This window comes from Paenibacillus sp. FSL M7-0656 (genome assembly GCF_038003225.1).
Taxonomy (GTDB): Bacteria; Bacillota; Bacilli; order Paenibacillales; family Paenibacillaceae; genus Paenibacillus; species Paenibacillus amylolyticus.
In genome coordinates this window covers 4,487,559-4,506,937 of the sequence record NZ_JBBOOT010000001.1, presented here as the reverse complement: position 1 = coordinate 4,506,937, position 19,379 = coordinate 4,487,559, and the positions used below count along the sequence as shown (strand labels likewise).

Genomic DNA, 19,379 nt, shown 5'->3' with positions numbered 1-19,379 from the left:
GGTTGTTCTGTCATCGGAGTGTGCAGTGTAAATATTCTTTAGTTCAATTGATATAGAACAAAACTCTCATTCGACCTTTAATCCAACAGCATACGCTCGTGAATAGTCCGACCCTTCTGCCCTGGTTCAATCAGCAGACGGGTCGGTTTGATGTTAATCAGCGCCGTAAGCTGCTCTCCCATATAATGCGCAGAATACTTGAATCCAATCTCCGCCCAATGCATGATTACCCCTACTGTTGCAGATACCAGATAACTTAACATGATGTCGTAATTAATCGTCCACTCACTATCCTCGGTCACCAATACAAAATCTTCGGTTAGATACGTTCTAAACATATTGCATAGCCGAGAGCTCATATCTGAATGCATCGTTATTAATGCACGAAAGATATCCTGATGGGCTTCAATATATTCGAATACAGGCATCGTGGATGGTAGCAATGCAGTCATGTCCACTTCTGTAAGCTGTGCGTATGGTTCTGCATAAGCTCGGCCTACTCCCTGCATGAAATCATCCAGAATGAACTGCAACAACTCCGGTTTGCCGGGAAAATGTAAATAGAAGGTTCCCCGGTTGTAATCCGCCCGTTCCGTAATATCCCGGATTGTGAGGGCATCCGCTCCCTTTTCTAATATCAAAGAAACCGCCGCAGCGATGATCGCATCCTGCGTTCTTCGTGCTCTCCGGTCCTGAGGATGTTCAATGATCAACATTTTCGCCTCCTTTGTTCATTATTGTAATATAAATGAACACCGCTTACACCTCTGTCCGATAGCTGACATATGCGATGTCAATGATTATTGTCACATTGCTATGTATATCTTAACATTGAGACAGGAAAGATAGACGACAGGTTGAAACTTTTTTTGAGAAATACCTGCCAATAATGAATAAGGAGCGGATAGTTCATGAGTACATCTTATACACATACAGCCGTAATTACAGGAGCAGCCGGGGGCATTGGTAAAGAATTGGCACGCCGCCTTGCTGAGCGCAAAATCAATTTGGTTCTGGTGGACCTGAATGAAGAAGCCATCCAGCAGACAATTACTGATCTGAACCTCGACAAAGAGCACGTCATCGCCGTAAAAGCGAACGTATCCCAAGAAGCAGACGTGAAAAACTATGTGCAAAAAGCATTGGATGCTTTTGGCCGAATCGATTATTTTGCCAACAATGCCGGAATTGAAGGTCCAACAGGGCTGATCGAAGACCTGAGTGTTGAAGCACTCGACACCGTATATAACGTCAACATTCGTGGAGTATTCCTGGGTCTGCAAAATGTCATTCCAGTGATGAAAAAACAAAAATCCGGTGCGATTCTTAATACCTCTTCCCTCGCGGGTCTGATGGGTGCACCTGCTGTATCTCCATATATTATGTCCAAACATGCCGTAGTTGGTCTCACGCGTACCGCTGCAAATGAATTGGCACCTTATAATATCCGGGTTAACGCTGTATTGCCCGGTACAATCAATACACGCATGATGCGTCAGATCGAAGCTAATTCCGGTAACGTGGAAGATTATCAATCAGCAACCGTGTCCAGCATTCCAATGGGCCGTTACGGTGAACCGGAAGAAGTCGCTGCGGTAATGAACTTCCTGTTGTCCGAAGAAGCATCTTATGTAACAGCTTCCCTTTACACCGTAGATGGCGGTATGGTGGGTCAATAAGAAGCTATAAACGGTGGGATTGATTTCCTAAAAATCTCACCTCACAGCGATGTCCAATAGGGACGACTGTAGGGCAAACAGATGAGTGATGCGGTGAGGTTGTCCGATAGGTCAACACTCATCGAACTGTACTCATAGCGAGACTCGACAAATGATCCCATATAGTGGTCAGGTCCGATAGAACTTCAAGTCCATCCTTAAAAAAGTTATACCGACAGGTATTCCCGAAGGAATGCCTGGTCACTACAATCTAAAAAAGGCCTCAACACCACAGTATTGTGGAGTTGAGGTCTTTTTGACAGTTCAACACTTGCCATGCATTAGGCTGCATCTGTGAGATTTCACTTTTGAAACAGCCATTTAACGCCTCGTTGCACCATGTGATCACTCTAAGTTACTCTAACGAACCTAGGGCACCTTATTTCGGCAAAAAGCGCTTATTTCCCGAACTAACGAATCTCAGACACGCTAATTCCGCGGAAATGCTTTAACTGCATGGGAAAGTCCTAAAATCCATAGAATAACGTGTCTGAGATTCGTTACATTCCCAATCGAGCGAGAAATACCCGAATAGCGCGTGTGAGATTCGTTAGATTTTGCCTACACTTAACTTAATCGACGTATCCTGCGTGACCCTTGTCCATCAAGTAGTCCATCTCAGCATCCAGGATGCTTTCCACGGTCAACTCATCCAGCTTCACATCTTTACGACTAAGGATGTAGTCAGCCAGATCATCTCCGTCAATATCCACATCGTTACCTTTGGAATTTTCGTGCGCCTTGTTGATGTACGCTTGCTCATGCTTCAACACAAGGGCGATATTCTCCTGGCTTGCCTTCGTTTTACCCGCAATATATTGCATCATTTCTTGTTCATTGATTGCATTTGTTTCTGCCACGTTCAGTCATCTCCTTGATTCATACATACTGTTGCCATTGTAGCATAGGTTAACCCATTACAGGCAGAACTTATGCCTGAAGAACAATTATAGAGCGGGAGCGAAGGATTAGTGTGGAGCTCGCTCATCACTCCGCCCTTACGACAACCGCACGTAAAATGTAGCACCCTCTCCAACTACACTTCGAGCATACACCTCTCCTTTGTGCTGATCCACAATGGAACGAGCAATCGCCAGACCCAGACCATGCCCACCATGCTTGCGGGCTCTTGAAGAATCCGTACGATAGAATCGATCGAAGATCCGATCCAGATGTTCGGGTGCAATGCCTTCACCTGTATTGGACACGGCCAGCATGACATCATTATTCTGTTTCTGGAGGGTGACGTTTACGGCGCCTTTTGGACCGGAATACTTCACAGCATTATCGAGCAGGATCAGAATGACCTGTTTGATCTGCTCACTGTTCCCATGCACCGTAAGATTCGGCTCAATGTTGTAATCGAGGGAGATGTTTTTCTCAAAGATAACGGCCTCCATCGGCAAAATAATACTCTCCACCGCATCGCTCATATTAAACTTCGCATGAATCATCGTGGAGCGTGAGTCATCCATCTGTGTCAGATAGAGCAGATCATTCGTAAGTCCCGTCATGCGCTCGGTTTCCGACTTGATATAGTGCAGCCACTTCGCTTGGTTTGCTATAGTATCCTCCTGATTGGCAAGCAGTACGTCGGCATTGGTATTGATGATCGCCAGAGGTGTCTTCAACTCATGTGAAGCATCACCGATGAATTGTTTTTGCTTCTCAAACGCTTCTCTGACTGGTGCAATGGAGCGATTCGCAAAATAACGGCTCAGGAAGTAGATCACAATCAACATCACCAGTCCGACAACAGCAAAGGTATAAATCAAATTCGTAAGAATACCTTGTTGCGCCGTCACATCAATGAATACGATCATGTGCCCGGCACCGCTCGGATCAACCACATAGGCCCAGTCCGTTCCATCCAGCGCAAATTGCCCCGTCTGCCGTTCCGAATCACCAACTTTATTCTGGTCAACCTTTTGTAACGCCTCGGTGTAGAACGTATCTTCCATATCAAATCGGGAATGTGTATCCGTAATCTTCCACTGATCATCCGTCTTAATCATGAACGAAACGGAACGTGCCGGAGGTGAGTTGGGATCACCTCCCGGTCCTCCATTATCACCACCCATGGTATCGGAAGGAAACGAATCTGAACCAGAACTTGAACCAGAGCCTGTACTACCCCCTGTACCGGAACCCTGCCCTTCCCCGCGCGGCATCTTGGATGAATTATAAGGACTGTGATAGAAATCAGACACCTTGTACAACTCCATATTGGTCTCACGTTGCACATTCTGATAAGTAATCGTATAGATCGTCGCAAATGCCACCAGCATCATAATGGAGATGGACACCAGATTCACGATCAAGAATCGATTTCGAAGTTTCTTGAACATCAGGACGTCACCTCAAGTACATACCCCACACCCCGAATCGTGTTAATGCGGACGGCAGAGTTCAGGAAGGTTAATTTTTTGCGTAAAAAAGAGATATATACTTCCACATTGTTATACTCCACTTCCGAATCAAATCCCCATAACTTCTCAATAATCTGCTCTTTGGAGGTAATCGCCTGTTTGCGAGCAATCAACAGCTCCAGCAGTTCATTCTCCTTCAGATTCAGCTTGATCTCCTTACCCTGTACGCTCAGCTTCAACTGGGTTGTATTCAGCTCAATATCGCCAAACTTCAGCCCATCCTCGGGAACCACTTCGCCCTTCCGCCTCAAGGCTGCTCGAATCCGGGCCAGCAATTCTTCTGTGGCAAAAGGCTTGGCGATATAATCATCGGCACCATAATCGAGGCCTGTGACTTTGTCCGATAGTTCACCCTTGGCAGTAAGCAGAATGACAGGCGTATGATTGCCTTCACTGCGAAGTTTCTTCAGGACGGTGATCCCGTCCATCTCTGGCATCATGATGTCGAGCAGTAACAGGTCGTAGATGCCGCTCTGCGCATAATCGAGTCCTGATCTGCCGTCGTGGACCATGTCCACGGAGTAGTTGTTTTTTTTCAAAATCTGCGATACAGCCTCTGCCAAATGAACCTCATCTTCCGCAATTAATATTCTCATCATCTATTCATTCCTCTGCTTGAATTATTTCTCTCAATGGACTTGTTTTATATGTTCTTATTCTATCAATGAAACCTTGAATCAATCTTAATTCATTTTGTGTATGCGCACTATTATAGGAAGGTAAAAAAATGTTAACGCAATGTAAAACCATTTAAGATTCATTCAAGGTTGGGGCTCTAAGATACAGACATGGAAGCAATACACGATGCAACAAAACATACAACCTACCAACGAAAGGAATGAGTCCCACATGGCTATTGAAGTATTTAACCGATATGAGAGCAAGTACCTTCTGACGGATGAGCAGTACGCGCATTTCTACAATGACCTGCTGAAATACATGGAGCTGGATGCCTACAACAAGAAACATGAGTACTACTCCATCAGCAACCTGTACTTCGACACTCCGCAGGATTCACTGATCCGCGCCAGTCTCTCCAAACCAAAATACAAGGAGAAGCTGAGACTGCGAGCTTATGGAATCCCTGAAGAGAATGCCAGAGTGTATCTGGAGATCAAAAAGAAAGTATTTGGCCTGGTGAACAAGCGCAGAACAGCTTTGAAGCTGGATGAAGCATATGAATTCGTCCGTTCGGGACAGGCGCCAGAGCTCGCGGATTACATGAACAAACAAGTTGTCGAAGAGATCAAATATTTCCTTCGGGTATACGATCTGGAACCGAAAGTGTATCTGGCATATGAACGCAAAGCACTCTTCGACAAGAACAGCCGCGATCTTCGCATTACCTTTGACACCAACATTCGTAGCCGCAGATATGATCTGAAGCTCGAACAGGGAGATTACGGTGAACCGCTGGTGAAGGACGGTCGATGGCTGATGGAAGTGAAGGCCGAGAAAACCGTTCCGATGTGGCTGTCGCAACTGCTATCTGAACATGGGCTGTATCGTACCGGATTCTCCAAATACGGCAACGAGTTCAGACATCTCGCGAGAACAACCAACCTGAATTACCAGACAGAGCGCATTCTTGTACCAGGTACCGATTTCAACCCATCCATAGAACAAGATAAAACGATTATAGAAAGAGAGCGTGTCCTATATGCTTGATTCACTATTCAGTTCAGCCCTAACCGATACCAACCTGACGTTTAACAACGCAGTCATTACCATTGGTCTTGCCATCATTCTGGGATTGGTCATCAGCCTTACCTACATGAAGACTAACCAAAGCACATACTCCCAGAGCTTCACCTTAACGATGGTTGTCCTGCCCGTCATTGTCGCCATTATCATCCTGCTCATCGGCAGCAACATCGCACGAGCTTTCAGCTTGGCAGGTGCCTTCTCGATCATCCGATTCCGAAGTGCCCCTGGTGATCCAAAGGACATTGCTTACGTATTGTTCACGATGGCTTCCGGTCTTGCCTGCGGTGTAGGCGCTTTTGGATACGCGGTGCTATTCACCATTATCCTGTGTGTACTCATGTTTGTTCTGAGTCGCTTCAACTTTGGTGGCAAGAAAAGTCAGCTGAAAACGCTGAAAGTCACCATTCCCGAAAACTTGAGTTATGAAGAAGCTCTTAATGAAGTGTTCCATACATTCAACGTACCTTTTGATCTGAAAAAAATCAGAACGACCGAACTCGGCAGTCTGTATGAGCTGGTCTACAGTGTAACCATTCACGAAAGTGTTAGCCAAAAGGAATTCCTCGATGCGATCCGCACACGGAACGGCAACCTGGATATCTCATTAACCATGAGTCCAACAACGGAATATTAATTTATAATTCGAAGGGAACGATCTAATATGAAGAAAAACATGATAACAGGCAGCAAACTTTGGTCCATCGCCATGATTACCAGCCTACTCGCCGCATGCAGTTCACCAGCAACGACAAGCACAACCGCCAATGCCGCAACGTCAACGACAGGAACAACCAAAACGGTATCCGTCAGCGAGCAAACTTCAGTAAAATATGCAGATCTGGTCTCTCTGGATGCTGACGATACCAACATTAGCTGGAGTGAGGCGGATTCCACAGCGATTAAGCTGAACGGAACAACTGCAACGGTGACCGGTTCGGGTGCTAAAGCCGCGAATGGTTCGGTAACCATCTCGGAAGCAGGCACTTATGTACTTAGCGGTGAGCTAACGGATGGCCAGATCGTGGTTAACGTTGCCGATAAGGGTACTGTGCATCTCGTATTAAACGGAGCAACCATTCATGATAACGACAGTGCCGCAATCTACATTCAGAAGGCTGGTAAAGCGGTAATTACGCTCGAAAAAGGAACCAAAAACACCGTATCGGATGGTAAAACGTATGTTTACGCCGACGCTACGAAAGATGAGCCTGATGCTGCAATCTTCAGCAAAGCGGATCTTACATTCAACGGTGCAGGTCAATTGACCGTCACAGGTAACTATAATGAAGGTATTACGAGCAAGGATGATCTGAAAATCATTAGTGGTAGCATCAGCGTCAAAGCAGCCGATGACGGCATCAAAGGTAAGGATATGGTCGCCGTCCAAGCGGGTACGATTACCATTGAAGCCGAAGGCGACGGCATTAAATCAACCAATGACACAGATACCACCAAAGGTTACGTTGCTATCGCAGGAGGTACCTTCGATATCCAAAGTGGTAACGACGGTATTCAAGCCGAAACCGCACTCGTGGCGGATGGCGGCACATACAACATTGTAACGGGCGGCGGTAGCACCAATGCACCAGCCAAAGTAGAAGAAGGTCCATTTGGCGGCGGCGGTGGATGGGGTGGCGGCACACCTCCAACGGATATGGGCACACCACCGGATGGCGAACCTCCTGCAGATATGCCAGAGATGCCTAATAACAGCGGTACGAATGCAGGTGCTAATACGAACGGCGCAGCAGCATCCAACTCTGCCAACACAACAACAACAACAACAACGGATAACAATGCCGATGCTGACACAGCTACAACAGCAACGGAGTCCACAAGTGCCAAAGCGCTCAAAGCAGGTACAGATCTTACGGTTAATGGCGGTACGTATACCATTGATTCCATGGATGATTCCCTGCACAGCAACAATAACGTGACAGTCAACGATGGAACATTCAGCATTGAATCCGGTGATGACGGCATCCATGCCGATCAGGCCCTGACGATTAACGGCGGAACCATCACGATTGCGAAGAGCTATGAAGGACTTGAAGGTGCAATGATCACCCTGAACGATGGGGATGTAGATGTAACGGCATCCGATGATGGCGTAAACGCTGCAGGTGGCGAGACGGAAACAGCTGCGAATACAGCGGCAAGTACAGATAGCGCGACTACAGCAACCGATGCAGCCACAACATCCAACATCTCTGTAACCGAAACGACAGGTACAACATCAACTACCGATCAGGCATCCCAAGGTACAGCTGTTAATCAGCAAGGGCGTGGACCGGGCGGTATGGGTGGTGCAGCAGCAAGCAATAACGAGTTCCACATTAACGGCGGTACACTCACGGTGAACGCAGGTGGTGACGGACTGGATTCCAATGGTTCCATTAACATGACTGGCGGAACGGTTATTGTGAACGGACCGACGAATAGCGGCAACGGAGCATTGGATTATGACGGCACATTTGAAATCAGTGGTGGATACTTGGTAGCTGCTGGCAGCTCGGGTATGGCACAAGGAACATCCGATGCGTCTACGCAAAATACCATTGTGATGACATTCCCTGCAACGCAAAAAGCTGGAACACTTGTACATGTACAAGATAGCGAAGGCAACAACATTCTGACGTTTGCACCAGCAAAAGATTATCAAACCGTGGTTGTCAGCTCCCCGGATCTTGCGAAAGATGGTTCATACGTGATTTACTCCGGTGGTACGTCTACAGGTAAAGCGGTGGATGGACTCTATACAGACGGTACCTATAGTGGTGGAACTCAAGTGGTTGCCTTCCAATCGACTAGTAGTGTGACTTGGGTGAATGAATCTGGTGTAACCACTGCCAATACAGGTATGGGCGGTCCTGGTGGCGGTGGACAAGGCGGATTTGGAGGCGGCAGAAACAGATCGCAATCCGGTACAACATCCGACAGCACAGTTACTACTGATTCTGCAAAGTAATACGTGCGGTAAGCAATAATCAAGCAATCTCTTGCCCCAACTCAAAGGCGAGACAAAAAGGCCCCGAATCACTTCATAGTGAGTTCGGGGCCTTTTTCGCATCCGCGTTCTTACGTGGTATCTGCATTACTATGATATGGAGCACACTCTTTCATCCATTAACGTTATGGTAGAAGATTTACAGCACTCCAGCTGAGCAAAAAACTGGTGATCACTTTCCTGTTCTTTTCTTTAAAAGGAATACACATACACCTTGGTGCGCAAGGCATCCCGGCATGTAATGGTGCGTAGCGGTTCTTTTCCTGGCAACGCAAAACAGACACTAATCACCTTGGCACCCGGCGGAAGCTCTCGACTGAACTTGTCCAGAAGCCGGGTCATGGCTCCCGGGAACAGATAACAAATTACACAATCTGCATGTTCATAGGAACTGGTGTAGATGTCTCCACGCACGAAGCGCAGCCTGCCCTTGAGAGAGTGCTTGTTTCCCTTGGCTCGACGTAAGCGAACACTTAGATAGGCAATCAGTTGGGAAGACCATAAGGGGATAATAGAATTCTCAATCCCGGTCAGCCTTTTGCCAGGGCAGTGTCTTACAACATCCAATCCCAATGTGCCCCATCCAGAGCCCACTTCGAGCACATCCCCGTACCCCGGAATACGGTTTACCTCTTGAATGACCACCTGCCTGACACGGCCAGATGTGGGCATCGGCGAAATCCCGTTTTTCCAACTGACAAGTACGATGGATATGACACCTATCAATGTCACCACGGCAATCAGCCATGGAATCAAGTAAATGATGAACATGAACTCATCCCTTTGTTATCACTCATTCATTCCGGCACATGAGACTTCATATATACACCCTTTTTATAAACGGACTTGATGGTAAAATGTACACCCAGCTTGCGATTCGTCCGATAGATTAGCGAGTTAATCTCGTCGATCCCTACCGCTTCACTCTCCAGCATGCTCCGCTCCGGCCACACCTGAGCCACAATTTGTTCCCTTGTCACAAAGTGGTCCAGTTGACTATACAGCAGCTTGAACAGCTGATACTCCTTCTTGGACAGCGGAATCTCCACTTCGCCGATCTGTACGGTTTGCAGGTGATCCAGTAAACGTACGCCCTCACCCAGCAGATCCGACACACGATATTCCCTCGTCTCTCCAAGATCACCTTCCGTGCGAAGCTGGATCAGGCCGTTGACCAACGTCAGGCTGTCTCCTTCGCCAAACGGATATTTCTCATAGGGAACGAGGCGCTGCCCGTTCAGTTCGGTTCCATTTTTGCTATCCAGATCTTCGATCCATAACTGTTGCTGTACATCATAATGAATGCGGCAATGCCGCTTCGATATCATCTGATTATAAACAGACAAGTCCAATTCACTACCGCCTGTGTAACGTCCCACCGTAATGGAGCGACCTTGGCTTACATAAGCGAATGAGCCGTCACTTTCCTGTCCTGGCGTACGAATGACGATTTTTGCCGTCTCCCGCATGTTATTCTCCCACCTTCAATGATCACTCACTCGATCTCTATAAACATTTCATAACAATAATGATAAGATCATCAGATTTGTTCCATTGTTTGCACCGCTATAGTTCAATATAGTGGTATACAGGAACGATTTATGTTCGGTTCTACTTACTCTACTATACCAGACGTTGTGCTTTTTTTCTCATGGCGGCCGGATGTCTACTTTAGCTCATTCAACAAGAGAGGTACCTTCCTATGAACAAAAAAAATATTTTCATATACGTGTTGCTCGCCTTTGCCCTGTCCATGACATTAACCGTGCTCTCCCGTATGAATGATGATGGCGGAGAATCACTGAAAGGCACATCGGCTTCCGAAACCTCATGGTTACAAATGAAGATCCAACCCTAGTCTACTCTATTATAACGTGATCTCTGCGTAAAACGTTTCACGAATGTCATATTAGGCTAAGCCATAGACTAACATCAATAAGGCCCCAGATTGCTGTTCACAGCAGCCCGGAGCCTCATTTTAATCCAAAAAATCTATATTACACGACTTATTTCCCAAATCGAAGTGAAGTGGACAGTGAACACTCCCAACATCTCACCCACATTCATGTCATTGCCGCTTCTTTCTCGCGCCGAATTTCCTCCAGCCATACACGCCAAGAGCTACAGGGCCAGCAAGCCATAACAACTGCCAAAGCATAATTTTCAGGTCGAATCCCATTTCAAGAATCCCTCCTCCGATAATCGCAAAGTTCACTACAATCGTCCAAAACCCAAATCAATCTTGGCCTTCCTCCGGCACAGTCGGCTCGTCGTCAGGCTTCGCTGTCACTCTGGACTGTACTTCCTCCATCCGGCTGGACACCTTCTGATATAGGTAAGAGATCCCCAGCAATAGTACGCCGAAGCTGAAATAGGCAAAGATTTTGCTACCCGAGGTAAGCATCCCCACATCATAGAACACCACCTTCCCCGTAGCGAACAACGTTAGGCCAAGGCCGAGACGCCGAATCATGACATATTTTCTACGGAATCCATAGGCAATATAGAGAATCGCGAGCAGCAGATAGATCAGGCTGAACATCAGCCCCACATCACCCCACTGGAACTGGATCGTCAGGAATACGGTGATGATCCCTAGCAGGTATACCCCTGCGATAACCGGGTACCATTCAATGCTCTTGAACTGCCCGCGGATGCCTGCAATCAGCAGATCCCTTCCTGCAAAGAATACCCCTACGTTAAAGATAATCAGCACCAGCAAACCAACAATCTCTGCCGCTGTATGCTGCTGAACTTCCGGCTGAAGGGCTGGCATGGTTAAGGTTACGGCCAATGCAATACAACAGCCAATAGCATGCAGGAAGGTGGTATACACCTGTACGTATCGATCATGCAGCAGCTTCACCTTGCTCAGTCCATAGGCCAATGCAATCGTGAGCGCTGAGAACATGAGTAACTTGTAGAACATGTATAACAGGAACGTCCCATCGACAGCTCTGGTATACAATTCATTTGACTCATACAGCACGTATAACCACAGATTCGCAAGTGTCACATACTTGAATCCGTTCAGGAAGCCAAGCTCAAGCGGGCTGTAGTGCAATCTCTCCTTGGAAAATGAACTGCTGCCAACTGCCCAGGCATAATACAGTGTAATAAGCAAAGTTCCCAGCGTAATGCTGGTGTATTTTAACATAAAGTAAGAACGTTCCCCGATGAAGAATAACGCCAGCAGATCGTAGTACACAAAAGTGATTAGACATAGAAGCACAATGCCCCATCCGGCACGTTCCACCGACTTGAGCCGTTTCAGATGTCCAAGCGTAACCAGCAGAACCCCTTCAATTAACCAACCCATCGATAACCACTTGGCTCCGAACTGGAACGGAATTATCAGAATGGCAAAGGTCAGGGAAGTGACATAGAAGAGCAGAATGGTCTGTTTCTCCTGAGCCATATGGCGCTGAACGAATCGTGCGAGGCCCAGATACACCGCGCAGAAGATCAACGCCAGCAAGCCCTGAGCATCATTCCAACCTGCCACATCAAATAACACGTATAACATCAGACAGCTGATGCTCGTATTCATGGCGAGTAGAGCGAAATCCCACCAGGTTAACTTCATTCGGTGTTTGAATGGATATGCCAGCGTAATGCCCAGATATAATGCAAACGTCACAATGGAATACAACATGCCAATTTTCTCACTTGGCGACAGCCATAAGAGGATGAGCATGGATGGTGTGTTAAACAGGAAACTGATATAGTGCACCACCGGCCACCGTTTGCCAAACGAAATGAACACAATAATCCCGTTTAAGAGCAGCAGGTAGATCATGGCTACATAGACAGCAGGGCCCTCAAGTCCGAACGAGAACATGTAGGAGAATAGCGGAAGATATCCGCCCACCAAACCTAGTGAACAGATGGTCTTCGACTGGTATCTCAAGGACAACAAAACGGAGATTGCCGATACCAATACAGAAAGGGCAAGTCCCGTATATAACCCGATAATATGCAGTAAAAAGTAACTATAGAAGACGGAGCCAAACAACACGGATATCCCCCCGCCGAGCAGCCCCATCGCAAACGTCTGCCTTTTGCGGCGGAACAGCCACTCTCCTCCGGCGAGCATCAGAGCACCGAGCAGGAAAAAGGCTCCGCTCTTCATCTCGTCATTAAACCAAGTGGAGTACGAGTAACGGAACGCTGCTCCAACCCCCAGAATGAGGAGCAAGATGGCTACCTTGTTGATCCAGCTGAGTCCAATCTTCATCTCCATGCGATTCTGCTTGATCCGGCGTTGAATAGTCTCTTCGCTCAACCCTTCCTCCGCCATATGCTCATATCCACGTTCCATGTGCCCACGCAGAGCCTCTTCCCTATCCCGTACGGCTCGTCTGTGCGATTCAATACGCTCATTCACCTCTGCCGCAAGGTAAGCAATCCTCTCCTTCACCTCATCGGAATCCTCTTGCAACTCCTGTGCTGCCTGGTTGTACAGCGCGTTTAGATTGGATTTGGTTCGATGCTCATGGAATGCAATTCGATCATTATGTACTGCTGTTTTCCCTTGAAAATAGGTCTCCATCTTCTCTCGCGATACCCGGACTAGATTCAGCTTCTCATCCAGCATCTGTTCGGATAACGCCATGCGAAGACGTGCATTCTCTTCTTCCATCTTGCGTGAGCGAAGTTCGAGCTGTTGCAGCTTGAGCTTGTGAGCTTCATACTGTTCCTGTAACTGTTCATTCTTAACGATCAGGTCATCGGACTGGTACTCCTGGAGCAAGGCGTGATACTCCTTCGCCAGTTGCTTTTGTTGCTCCTGAACCTGTTGAAGCCGATCCTTAAACTCCTTCATGAGCTTCCTCCGTTGGTTGATGTTTAATCTTTTCCCTATATTTTACTATATGTATGCCATAAAAAGAGGTTTAAACATTAGATATATCTGTGCATTATTTCATCCGCAGGATCTCAAACGCAAAAAAGCCGGGAAGCAACTGCTTCTCCGGACTTATATTCATATGAGCATTTGCACAAGAATGGATGCTTATGCCGCATCACTCGTCTCCGATTGGTCCGCTGACTCGGGCTCAATTATCTCGGTCGCATCCGGGTCCAGCCAACTGGCGATCATGCCACGCACATATTGCAGATCGTCCTCCGACAGATCGTAGTACCATGTGCCACTGCGCGTTGCACCCTCACCCTTCAGCATGTAATTGCTGATCGTTGGTATGCTATCTTTCATATATAAGGACTCGGCAAATTTCACGATAAAGTCCGAGGTCATGTTGGTTGTAAAATTCGATCCGGCAATCTGGATTACATCCGGGATCTTGGTCAGATTTTTGACCTCCAGCGCACGATTCATGAAGGCACTTAAGAAAATCCGGTGACGCATCGTCCGATTGAAATCGGAATCTTCCCGGTAACGCACATATCCAAGCGCTTCTTCGCCGCTATAGATTGGTTTATTCGCTTCAACAAACAGCTTCTCATGAATTTTGAGCTTGTTCTCGATGTTCTTCTTGATCGGCAGTTCCACACCACCAACCGCATCAACAATATCCTTGAGCCCGTTGAAATTAATCGCGGCATAGAAATTCACTTTGTTCCCCAGCAAATTCTCCACCGTATCCATTGCCATCTTGGCTTCACCATGGGCATACGCTGAGTTGATCTTTGACTTCACATCCCGGCCGACAATCTCGGTATAGGAATCACGTGGAATGGACAGCAGCAGCACTTTATTGTCTTCTGGACGCACGACGGAATAGATGATGGTATCCGAACGGCTTGGTTCGTTATCCCGTTGGTCAATACCCAGCAGCAACAGCGAGAATGGGTCCGTATGTTCCACGACAGGGGCATCCTTATCGCCCGCTGGTACAAAGGAGTCATCCAAGGCTTCCTTCACCGTAGCTGAAGCGAACAAATTAAAGGCAAACACGACGAGTTGCTTTTGATAGATAAATCCGAGTCCTCCCAACACAAGCAGCACACTTAGGGTGATGATCAATGGCTTCTTCCATTTCTTCTTCGGTTTCTTCGACTTCCGTCTTGTTAAATGTGCGGCACTGTTTTCCATCATATCTCCTTTAATAACGGGTTCTTAGAATCATTTAACTATATTAATAACACGTTTTCAATAGATTACGTTATAATCTGCATTACATAAATGAATAGAGAAGGAGCGATGAATGATGGAGTATCGACGTTTGGGCAATAGTGGTTTGCGTGTGTCGGCACTGGGGCTCGGCACCAATGCGTTTGGCAAACGCGCGGATGAAGCAGCTTCTACCCGCATTATTCATGCAGCGATGGATCAGGGCATCAACTTTATCGATACCGCCAATATCTACGCAGGCACGGAATCGGAACGCATTATTGGACAGGCTCTCACAGGTCGACGGGAAAACGCGGTGCTTGCTACCAAGGCCGGATTACCCCGGCATGATGGTCCTCATGGGCGGGGTTCCTCCCGCTACCATCTGCAACAAGAGCTGGAACATAGCCTGCGGCGTCTGCAAACGGATTACATCGATCTGTACCAGATCCATACTTTTGATCCGCATACACCGCTGGATGAGACACTGCGCACACTGGATGATATGGTCACTTCCGGCAAAGTCCGTTACATCGGAGCCTCCAACTACGCAGCTTGGGAGCTGATGAAAGCTTTAGGCATCAGTGAACAGAAGGATTATGTGCGCTACATCTCCACCCAAACCAGCTACTCCCTGGCAGACCGTACACCTGAGTTGGAACTGGTACCAATGTGTCTCGATCAGGGTGTAGGCATTATCCCGTATTTCCCGCTGGCAGGTGGTATTCTGACAGGTAAATATAACGGACAGACCGGTGTACCCTCCGGTTCCAGAGCAGACACCGATCCGTCCTTCAACCGTTTCCTGCTGGAGCATAATATCCAACTGAGTGAACAAGTGAGTGCTAAAGCTGCCTCATATGGATGCTCCCCGAGTGTACTGTCGCTTGCATGGCTACTGACACGTCCAACTGTATCCACAGTGATTGTGGGCGCTACACGCACCGAACAGCTGGAACATAATCTGGCTAGTCTGAACATGTCACTGCCCGATGAGCTGTTGGCCGATCTGGACCAGATTAGTGACTCTTTCCGTCGCCGCGAGCCGTTTGCGTCCTATCGAATCGATTGAGCAACCCAAATAGACCTTCCGACAAGATGAAGTCAGGAGGTCTATTTGTATTTTACAGAGGTGCTATAATTATTAATAATCAGAAAATTTTCCAGTTCCACTACATTCTGTAGTTTAATACATTAAAAAAAGATATATTACGGATCAACTCTCCGTTTTTTGGCGAAGAAACTCCTGCATGATCTCCAAATACTCTCCCTTACGTTCATCCAAAGTTTCGAAAAATGCCTTGTCCGATTCCTCGACCAGATGGATTCCCTCCACAGCCAATCGGGTTCCTTCTTCCGTTGTTGTGATAATATTGGCACGCGTATCTGTCTGATGACGAGCGCGGGTAATTAATCCCCTTTTTTCAAGCGCACGTAGAACCTGAGAAGTCACGTTAACATCCACCTTGGCAAACTGAGCAATTTGAACCTGAGTCACTCCCTTGCCTTCCTCATCGTGTTCATTGAGCCATAAACAGGCGTGCAATAATACAAATTGAGGTTGTGTCAGTTCGAGGGGCTCCAGCACCCTGCGTACTTCCTTTTGCCACATGGCTGTTACCTGCCATAACAGATATCCCGGACTTTCTTGTGCGTTTTTATACCGTGAGCTTGTCATCTCATACCTCCATGATGTGCGACCTTATGCAACAGAATATATACCCGTCAGTCAATGAAGTAAATCCATTATTCATATAACGATGATGGAAACATATCCGTTGCAACTCTGTGTGTTCTTTCTCAAAAAAATAATTAGCGCGCAGGGATAAACTGCTTCACCCATTGTCCGAATCCTTGCGGATTGCGGCTCTGTATAAGAATAGTTCCCTCTCCCCGGAACCTACATACCAGTCCTTCTCCACTTGTAACACTGGATAACCAGCCCTGTGAAGCTTTCTCAATACGGTAATCTACATAATGAGGCCATGCCACCAAATGGGCGTTATCCACGATCATTTCTTCACCTGCTGCCAGATTAATCGCATGGATGGCACCATAGGAAGACAGAAATACAGTTCCACGTCCGCTGATCTCAATAATGAAGAAACCTTCTCCCGAAAAGAGACCTTTTTTCAGGTTTTGCATTTTGGTATTCACCTGAATGCCCTCGGTTCCTGCCAGAAATCCGTCTTTCTGCACATAAAGTGAATAGGAACCGTCCAATTCAACAGCTTCTACATCGCCCATGCTTGAAGGTGAGAGCAGAATCTCTGCCGATCCGCCCGCAGCCGTCAGTTCCTGAAAGAAAAACTTCTCCCCGCTCAGCATCCGACCGAACCCGGCAAACATCCCGCCTTCTGCTGAACCCTTCAGTTCAACCGTAGGAGTCATAGATACCATCGCACCACTCTCGGCCTTGAACCGCTCTCCCCGCTGCAAATGTACCTTGAGCATCGCAAAAGCACCATCATATAAAATCTCATAGTTCACGGTTGCACCAGCTCCCTATTGTCAGAGTTAAAATCATTGAGTCCATTATCTTCCAGAACTGCTGATTTGTCTCCGTATTCCTTCACAATATGTTGATCTCCCCAATTGCAGAGCGCATTGAGAATCGGTTCAAGACTTCTCCCGTAATCACTCAATTCGTATTCTACTTTGGGAGGGACCTGATTATATACGATTCGATTCACGATCCCGTCGTTTTCTAGCTCTCTCAGTTGCTGTGTTAACATTTTCTGTGTAATTGCGGGCATAATACGCTTGAGATCACTGGTTCGTCTTTTCCCATGTGTCAAATGACAGAGAATGACGCATTTCCACTTGCCACCGATCACCTCTAGGGTAGCTTCAACCGAGATGTTATATTTTTTTCTAACCATAACTTGCTTCCTCCCTGATGAATTGAATTACATCCGTCGCATGCTGTATAGGCACCAAAAAGTACGTAGGGTACTAAAAAGTACGTACTATTCAATCTATACCGAATAACTCATAATAGCATTTGCCGGTACGTAAATCTACATTCGGGGGAGTTGAGCAAGAAATGTTACAAGATTCAAAACGCAGCACATGGGCATTGCTTGCGCTGGCCATTAGTGCATTCGCGATCGGTACCACAGAGTTTATCAGCGTTGGGCTACTGCCCCTCATTGCAGATGACCTGGGCATTTCCGTAACTACTGCGGGACTGACCGTTACTTTATATGCATTAGGCGTTACCTTTGGGGCTCCTGTTCTGACCTCACTGACGTCTACCATATCACGCAAAACGCTACTGCTTGCCATCATGATTGTCTTCATTGCGGGTAACACGTTGGCTGCACTATCGACGGGCATCACCATGTTACTCATTGCACGAGTAGTGTCCGCTCTGGCACACGGGGTGTTCATGTCCATTGGCTCCACGATTGCAGCCGATCTGGTACCTGCCAACCGTAGGGCGAGTGCCATTGCCATCATGTTCTCCGGTCTAACCATTGCCACAGTAACCGGTGTACCTCTCGGTACACTCATTGGTCAACATTGGGGCTGGCGCGCCGCCTTTATCCTGATTGTTGTGGTTGGCATCGTTGCAATGATCGGTAACCTGATACTCGTGCCATCCACGTTGAAGCGAGGAACACGGACGGCATTTCGGGATCAGCTGAAGCTCGTTACAGGTGGACGCTTGCTGCTTGCTTTTGCCATCACGGCTGTTGGGTACGGAGGAACATTTGTTGTCTTTACGTATCTGTCCCCGTTGTTGCATGATATTAGCGGTTATTCCGAGAAAACAGTAGCGTTCATTCTGTTGTTGTACGGAATCGCCATTGCTGTTGGCAACATCATCGGCGGCAGAGCAGCCAATCGCAACCCGCTCAAGGCGCTCTTCTACATGTTCATCATTCAGACCATCATTCTCGGCGTGATGTACTTCACCGTCCCGTTTAAGTTGGCAGCACTGCTCACCATTATGGGTATGGGCCTGCTCGCTTTCATGAATGTGCCTGGTCTTCAGATGTACGTTGTAACCTTGGCTGAACGATATGCACCACAGGCCAAGGATGTAGCCTCAGCCTTTAACATCGCCGCATTTAATGCAGGGATCGCTATAGGTGCCTATTTGGGTGGAGTGATCAATGATTCCATCGGTTTGATTCACACGACATGGGTCGGTGCCTTGATGGTTCTCGTAGCTGTAATTCTGACCGCTTGGGCTAAAATGCTGGAAAGCAAGGATCAACATGCATCAGTCGAAATGGAGAAAGCTTCGTGCTAATTTCCATCCGACCATAGGTCTCACTCTTATATATATCAGTTCCAGCCTTCGAGGGGAACCGGTTTCACAATGTATTTTATTATACTATAATACGTTGAACCCAATTTGATCTACTATGATTTAATTTTGTATGATAAAACAACAAAAATTCAGCTTAATATAACTGATTTTTACACAATTTAAG

General features: G+C 47.2%; 18 protein-coding genes. 7 read left to right on the top strand and 11 right to left on the bottom strand.

Going from position 1 to position 19,379, the window contains the following annotated elements:
• Window positions 1-77 precede the first annotated feature (77 nt).
• Window positions 78-716, bottom strand: a complete 639-nt coding sequence (locus MHI01_RS19965; protein WP_100528192.1) for a TetR/AcrR family transcriptional regulator — start codon at window positions 714-716, stop codon at window positions 78-80.
• Window positions 717-911: 195 nt separating this feature from the next.
• On the opposite strand from MHI01_RS19965, the gene MHI01_RS19960 reads away from it, so the two are divergent.
• Entirely contained in the window at window positions 912-1,679 is a 768-nt protein-coding gene (locus tag MHI01_RS19960; RefSeq protein WP_036612166.1) for an SDR family NAD(P)-dependent oxidoreductase, read from the top strand.
• Between the two features lie 611 nt (window positions 1,680-2,290).
• Here MHI01_RS19960 and MHI01_RS19955 read toward each other — a convergent pair.
• From MHI01_RS19955 to MHI01_RS19945, 3 genes are all read right to left on the bottom strand, one after another.
• The gene (locus MHI01_RS19955) at window positions 2,291-2,578 is read right to left on the bottom strand and encodes a hypothetical protein (protein ID WP_445744905.1); all 288 of its coding nucleotides are present in this window, start codon (window positions 2,576-2,578) and stop codon (window positions 2,291-2,293) included.
• Window positions 2,579-2,716: 138 nt separating this feature from the next.
• Window positions 2,717-4,066, bottom strand: coding sequence for a sensor histidine kinase (locus MHI01_RS19950; protein WP_339190660.1), 1,350 nt, complete (start codon window positions 4,064-4,066; stop codon window positions 2,717-2,719).
• Window positions 4,066-4,743, bottom strand: coding sequence for a response regulator transcription factor (locus MHI01_RS19945; RefSeq protein WP_036612327.1), 678 nt, complete (start codon window positions 4,741-4,743; stop codon window positions 4,066-4,068). Before MHI01_RS19945 ends, MHI01_RS19950 begins: the two co-directional genes overlap by 1 nt.
• Window positions 4,744-4,996: 253 nt before the next feature.
• Between MHI01_RS19945 and MHI01_RS19940 the strand changes: the two genes are divergently transcribed.
• From MHI01_RS19940 to MHI01_RS19930, 3 genes are read left to right on the top strand one after another with little or no spacing between them, the layout of a single operon-like run.
• A complete protein-coding gene (locus MHI01_RS19940) occupies window positions 4,997-5,815 on the top strand; it encodes a polyphosphate polymerase domain-containing protein (protein ID WP_253504198.1) in 819 nt (272 codons plus the stop codon).
• On the top strand, window positions 5,808-6,488 hold the full coding sequence (locus tag MHI01_RS19935; protein WP_036612177.1) for a DUF4956 domain-containing protein: 681 nt from the start codon (window positions 5,808-5,810) through the stop codon (window positions 6,486-6,488). The genes MHI01_RS19940 and MHI01_RS19935 overlap by 8 nt, the downstream gene beginning before the upstream one ends.
• A 27-nt stretch (window positions 6,489-6,515) precedes the next feature.
• The gene (locus tag MHI01_RS19930; RefSeq protein ID WP_340983936.1) at window positions 6,516-8,822 is read left to right on the top strand and encodes a carbohydrate-binding domain-containing protein; all 2,307 of its coding nucleotides are present in this window, start codon (window positions 6,516-6,518) and stop codon (window positions 8,820-8,822) included.
• 231 nt (window positions 8,823-9,053) lie between these two features.
• Here the strand turns inward: MHI01_RS19930 and MHI01_RS19925 are convergent, their stop codons facing one another.
• Both MHI01_RS19925 and MHI01_RS19920 read right to left on the bottom strand, forming a co-directional pair.
• The gene (locus MHI01_RS19925) at window positions 9,054-9,632 is read right to left on the bottom strand and encodes a class I SAM-dependent methyltransferase (protein WP_339190656.1); all 579 of its coding nucleotides are present in this window, start codon (window positions 9,630-9,632) and stop codon (window positions 9,054-9,056) included.
• Between the two features lie 26 nt (window positions 9,633-9,658).
• A complete protein-coding gene (locus tag MHI01_RS19920) occupies window positions 9,659-10,330 on the bottom strand; it encodes an FHA domain-containing protein (RefSeq protein ID WP_036671661.1) in 672 nt (223 codons plus the stop codon).
• Between the two features lie 233 nt (window positions 10,331-10,563).
• Here MHI01_RS19920 and MHI01_RS19915 point away from each other — a divergent pair, with 233 nt between their 5' ends.
• Window positions 10,564-10,719 (top strand): hypothetical protein, encoded by a 156-nt coding sequence (locus MHI01_RS19915; protein ID WP_165980318.1) that lies wholly within the window; start codon window positions 10,564-10,566, stop codon window positions 10,717-10,719.
• A gap of 378 nt (window positions 10,720-11,097) precedes the next feature.
• On the opposite strand, the gene MHI01_RS19910 is transcribed toward MHI01_RS19915, so the two are convergent.
• Together MHI01_RS19910 and MHI01_RS19905 are read right to left on the bottom strand one after the other, a co-directional pair.
• Complete coding sequence (locus MHI01_RS19910; protein WP_340983935.1) at window positions 11,098-13,686, bottom strand: DUF2339 domain-containing protein; 2,589 nt, start codon at window positions 13,684-13,686, stop codon at window positions 11,098-11,100.
• Window positions 13,687-13,875: 189 nt separating this feature from the next.
• Window positions 13,876-14,919, bottom strand: coding sequence for an LCP family protein (locus MHI01_RS19905; protein WP_340983934.1), 1,044 nt, complete (start codon window positions 14,917-14,919; stop codon window positions 13,876-13,878).
• Between the two features lie 112 nt (window positions 14,920-15,031).
• Between MHI01_RS19905 and MHI01_RS19900 the strand changes: the two genes are divergently transcribed.
• The gene (locus MHI01_RS19900; RefSeq protein ID WP_340983933.1) at window positions 15,032-16,006 is read left to right on the top strand and encodes an aldo/keto reductase; all 975 of its coding nucleotides are present in this window, start codon (window positions 15,032-15,034) and stop codon (window positions 16,004-16,006) included.
• A 144-nt stretch (window positions 16,007-16,150) separates the two neighbouring features.
• Here the strand turns inward: MHI01_RS19900 and MHI01_RS19895 are convergent, their stop codons facing one another.
• From MHI01_RS19895 to MHI01_RS19885, 3 genes are all read right to left on the bottom strand, one after another.
• Entirely contained in the window at window positions 16,151-16,612 is a 462-nt protein-coding gene (locus MHI01_RS19895) for a MarR family winged helix-turn-helix transcriptional regulator (RefSeq protein WP_036612197.1), read from the bottom strand.
• Window positions 16,613-16,746: 134 nt separating this feature from the next.
• A complete protein-coding gene (locus MHI01_RS19890; protein ID WP_017691614.1) occupies window positions 16,747-17,424 on the bottom strand; it encodes a TIGR00266 family protein in 678 nt (225 codons plus the stop codon).
• Complete coding sequence (locus MHI01_RS19885) at window positions 17,421-17,816, bottom strand: winged helix-turn-helix transcriptional regulator (protein WP_017691613.1); 396 nt, start codon at window positions 17,814-17,816, stop codon at window positions 17,421-17,423. The genes MHI01_RS19890 and MHI01_RS19885 overlap by 4 nt, the downstream gene beginning before the upstream one ends.
• A 164-nt stretch (window positions 17,817-17,980) precedes the next feature.
• On the opposite strand from MHI01_RS19885, the gene MHI01_RS19880 reads away from it, so the two are divergent.
• Window positions 17,981-19,195 carry an MFS transporter gene (locus MHI01_RS19880; protein ID WP_340983932.1) on the top strand — a complete coding sequence of 405 codons (1,215 nt, stop codon included), beginning with the start codon at window positions 17,981-17,983 and terminating at the stop codon, window positions 19,193-19,195.
• The last annotated feature ends 184 nt before the right edge of the window (window positions 19,196-19,379 follow it).

Bases quoted from the DNA above. Each gene is read 5' to 3' on its own strand.
- MHI01_RS19900 (WP_340983933.1), top strand. From the start codon at position 15,032: ATGGAGTATCGACGTTTGGGCAATAGTGGTTTGCGTGTGTCGGCACTG.
- MHI01_RS19880 (WP_340983932.1), top strand. From the start codon at position 17,981: ATGTTACAAGATTCAAAACGCAGCACATGGGCATTGCTTGCGCTGGCC.
- MHI01_RS19930 (WP_340983936.1), top strand. From the start codon at position 6,516: ATGAAGAAAAACATGATAACAGGCAGCAAACTTTGGTCCATCGCCATG.
- MHI01_RS19915 (WP_165980318.1), top strand. From the start codon at position 10,564: ATGAACAAAAAAAATATTTTCATATACGTGTTGCTCGCCTTTGCCCTG.
- MHI01_RS19895 (WP_036612197.1), bottom strand. From the start codon at position 16,612: ATGACAAGCTCACGGTATAAAAACGCACAAGAAAGTCCGGGATATCTG.
- MHI01_RS19940 (WP_253504198.1), top strand. From the start codon at position 4,997: ATGGCTATTGAAGTATTTAACCGATATGAGAGCAAGTACCTTCTGACG.
- MHI01_RS19905 (WP_340983934.1), bottom strand. From the start codon at position 14,919: ATGATGGAAAACAGTGCCGCACATTTAACAAGACGGAAGTCGAAGAAA.
- MHI01_RS19960 (WP_036612166.1), top strand. From the start codon at position 912: ATGAGTACATCTTATACACATACAGCCGTAATTACAGGAGCAGCCGGG.
- MHI01_RS19965 (WP_100528192.1), bottom strand. From the start codon at position 716: ATGTTGATCATTGAACATCCTCAGGACCGGAGAGCACGAAGAACGCAG.
- MHI01_RS19910 (WP_340983935.1), bottom strand. From the start codon at position 13,686: ATGAAGGAGTTTAAGGATCGGCTTCAACAGGTTCAGGAGCAACAAAAG.
- MHI01_RS19920 (WP_036671661.1), bottom strand. From the start codon at position 10,330: ATGCGGGAGACGGCAAAAATCGTCATTCGTACGCCAGGACAGGAAAGT.
- MHI01_RS19945 (WP_036612327.1), bottom strand. From the start codon at position 4,743: ATGAGAATATTAATTGCGGAAGATGAGGTTCATTTGGCAGAGGCTGTA.
- MHI01_RS19950 (WP_339190660.1), bottom strand. From the start codon at position 4,066: ATGTTCAAGAAACTTCGAAATCGATTCTTGATCGTGAATCTGGTGTCC.
- MHI01_RS19935 (WP_036612177.1), top strand. From the start codon at position 5,808: ATGCTTGATTCACTATTCAGTTCAGCCCTAACCGATACCAACCTGACG.
- MHI01_RS19885 (WP_017691613.1), bottom strand. From the start codon at position 17,816: ATGGTTAGAAAAAAATATAACATCTCGGTTGAAGCTACCCTAGAGGTG.
- MHI01_RS19925 (WP_339190656.1), bottom strand. From the start codon at position 9,632: ATGTTCATCATTTACTTGATTCCATGGCTGATTGCCGTGGTGACATTG.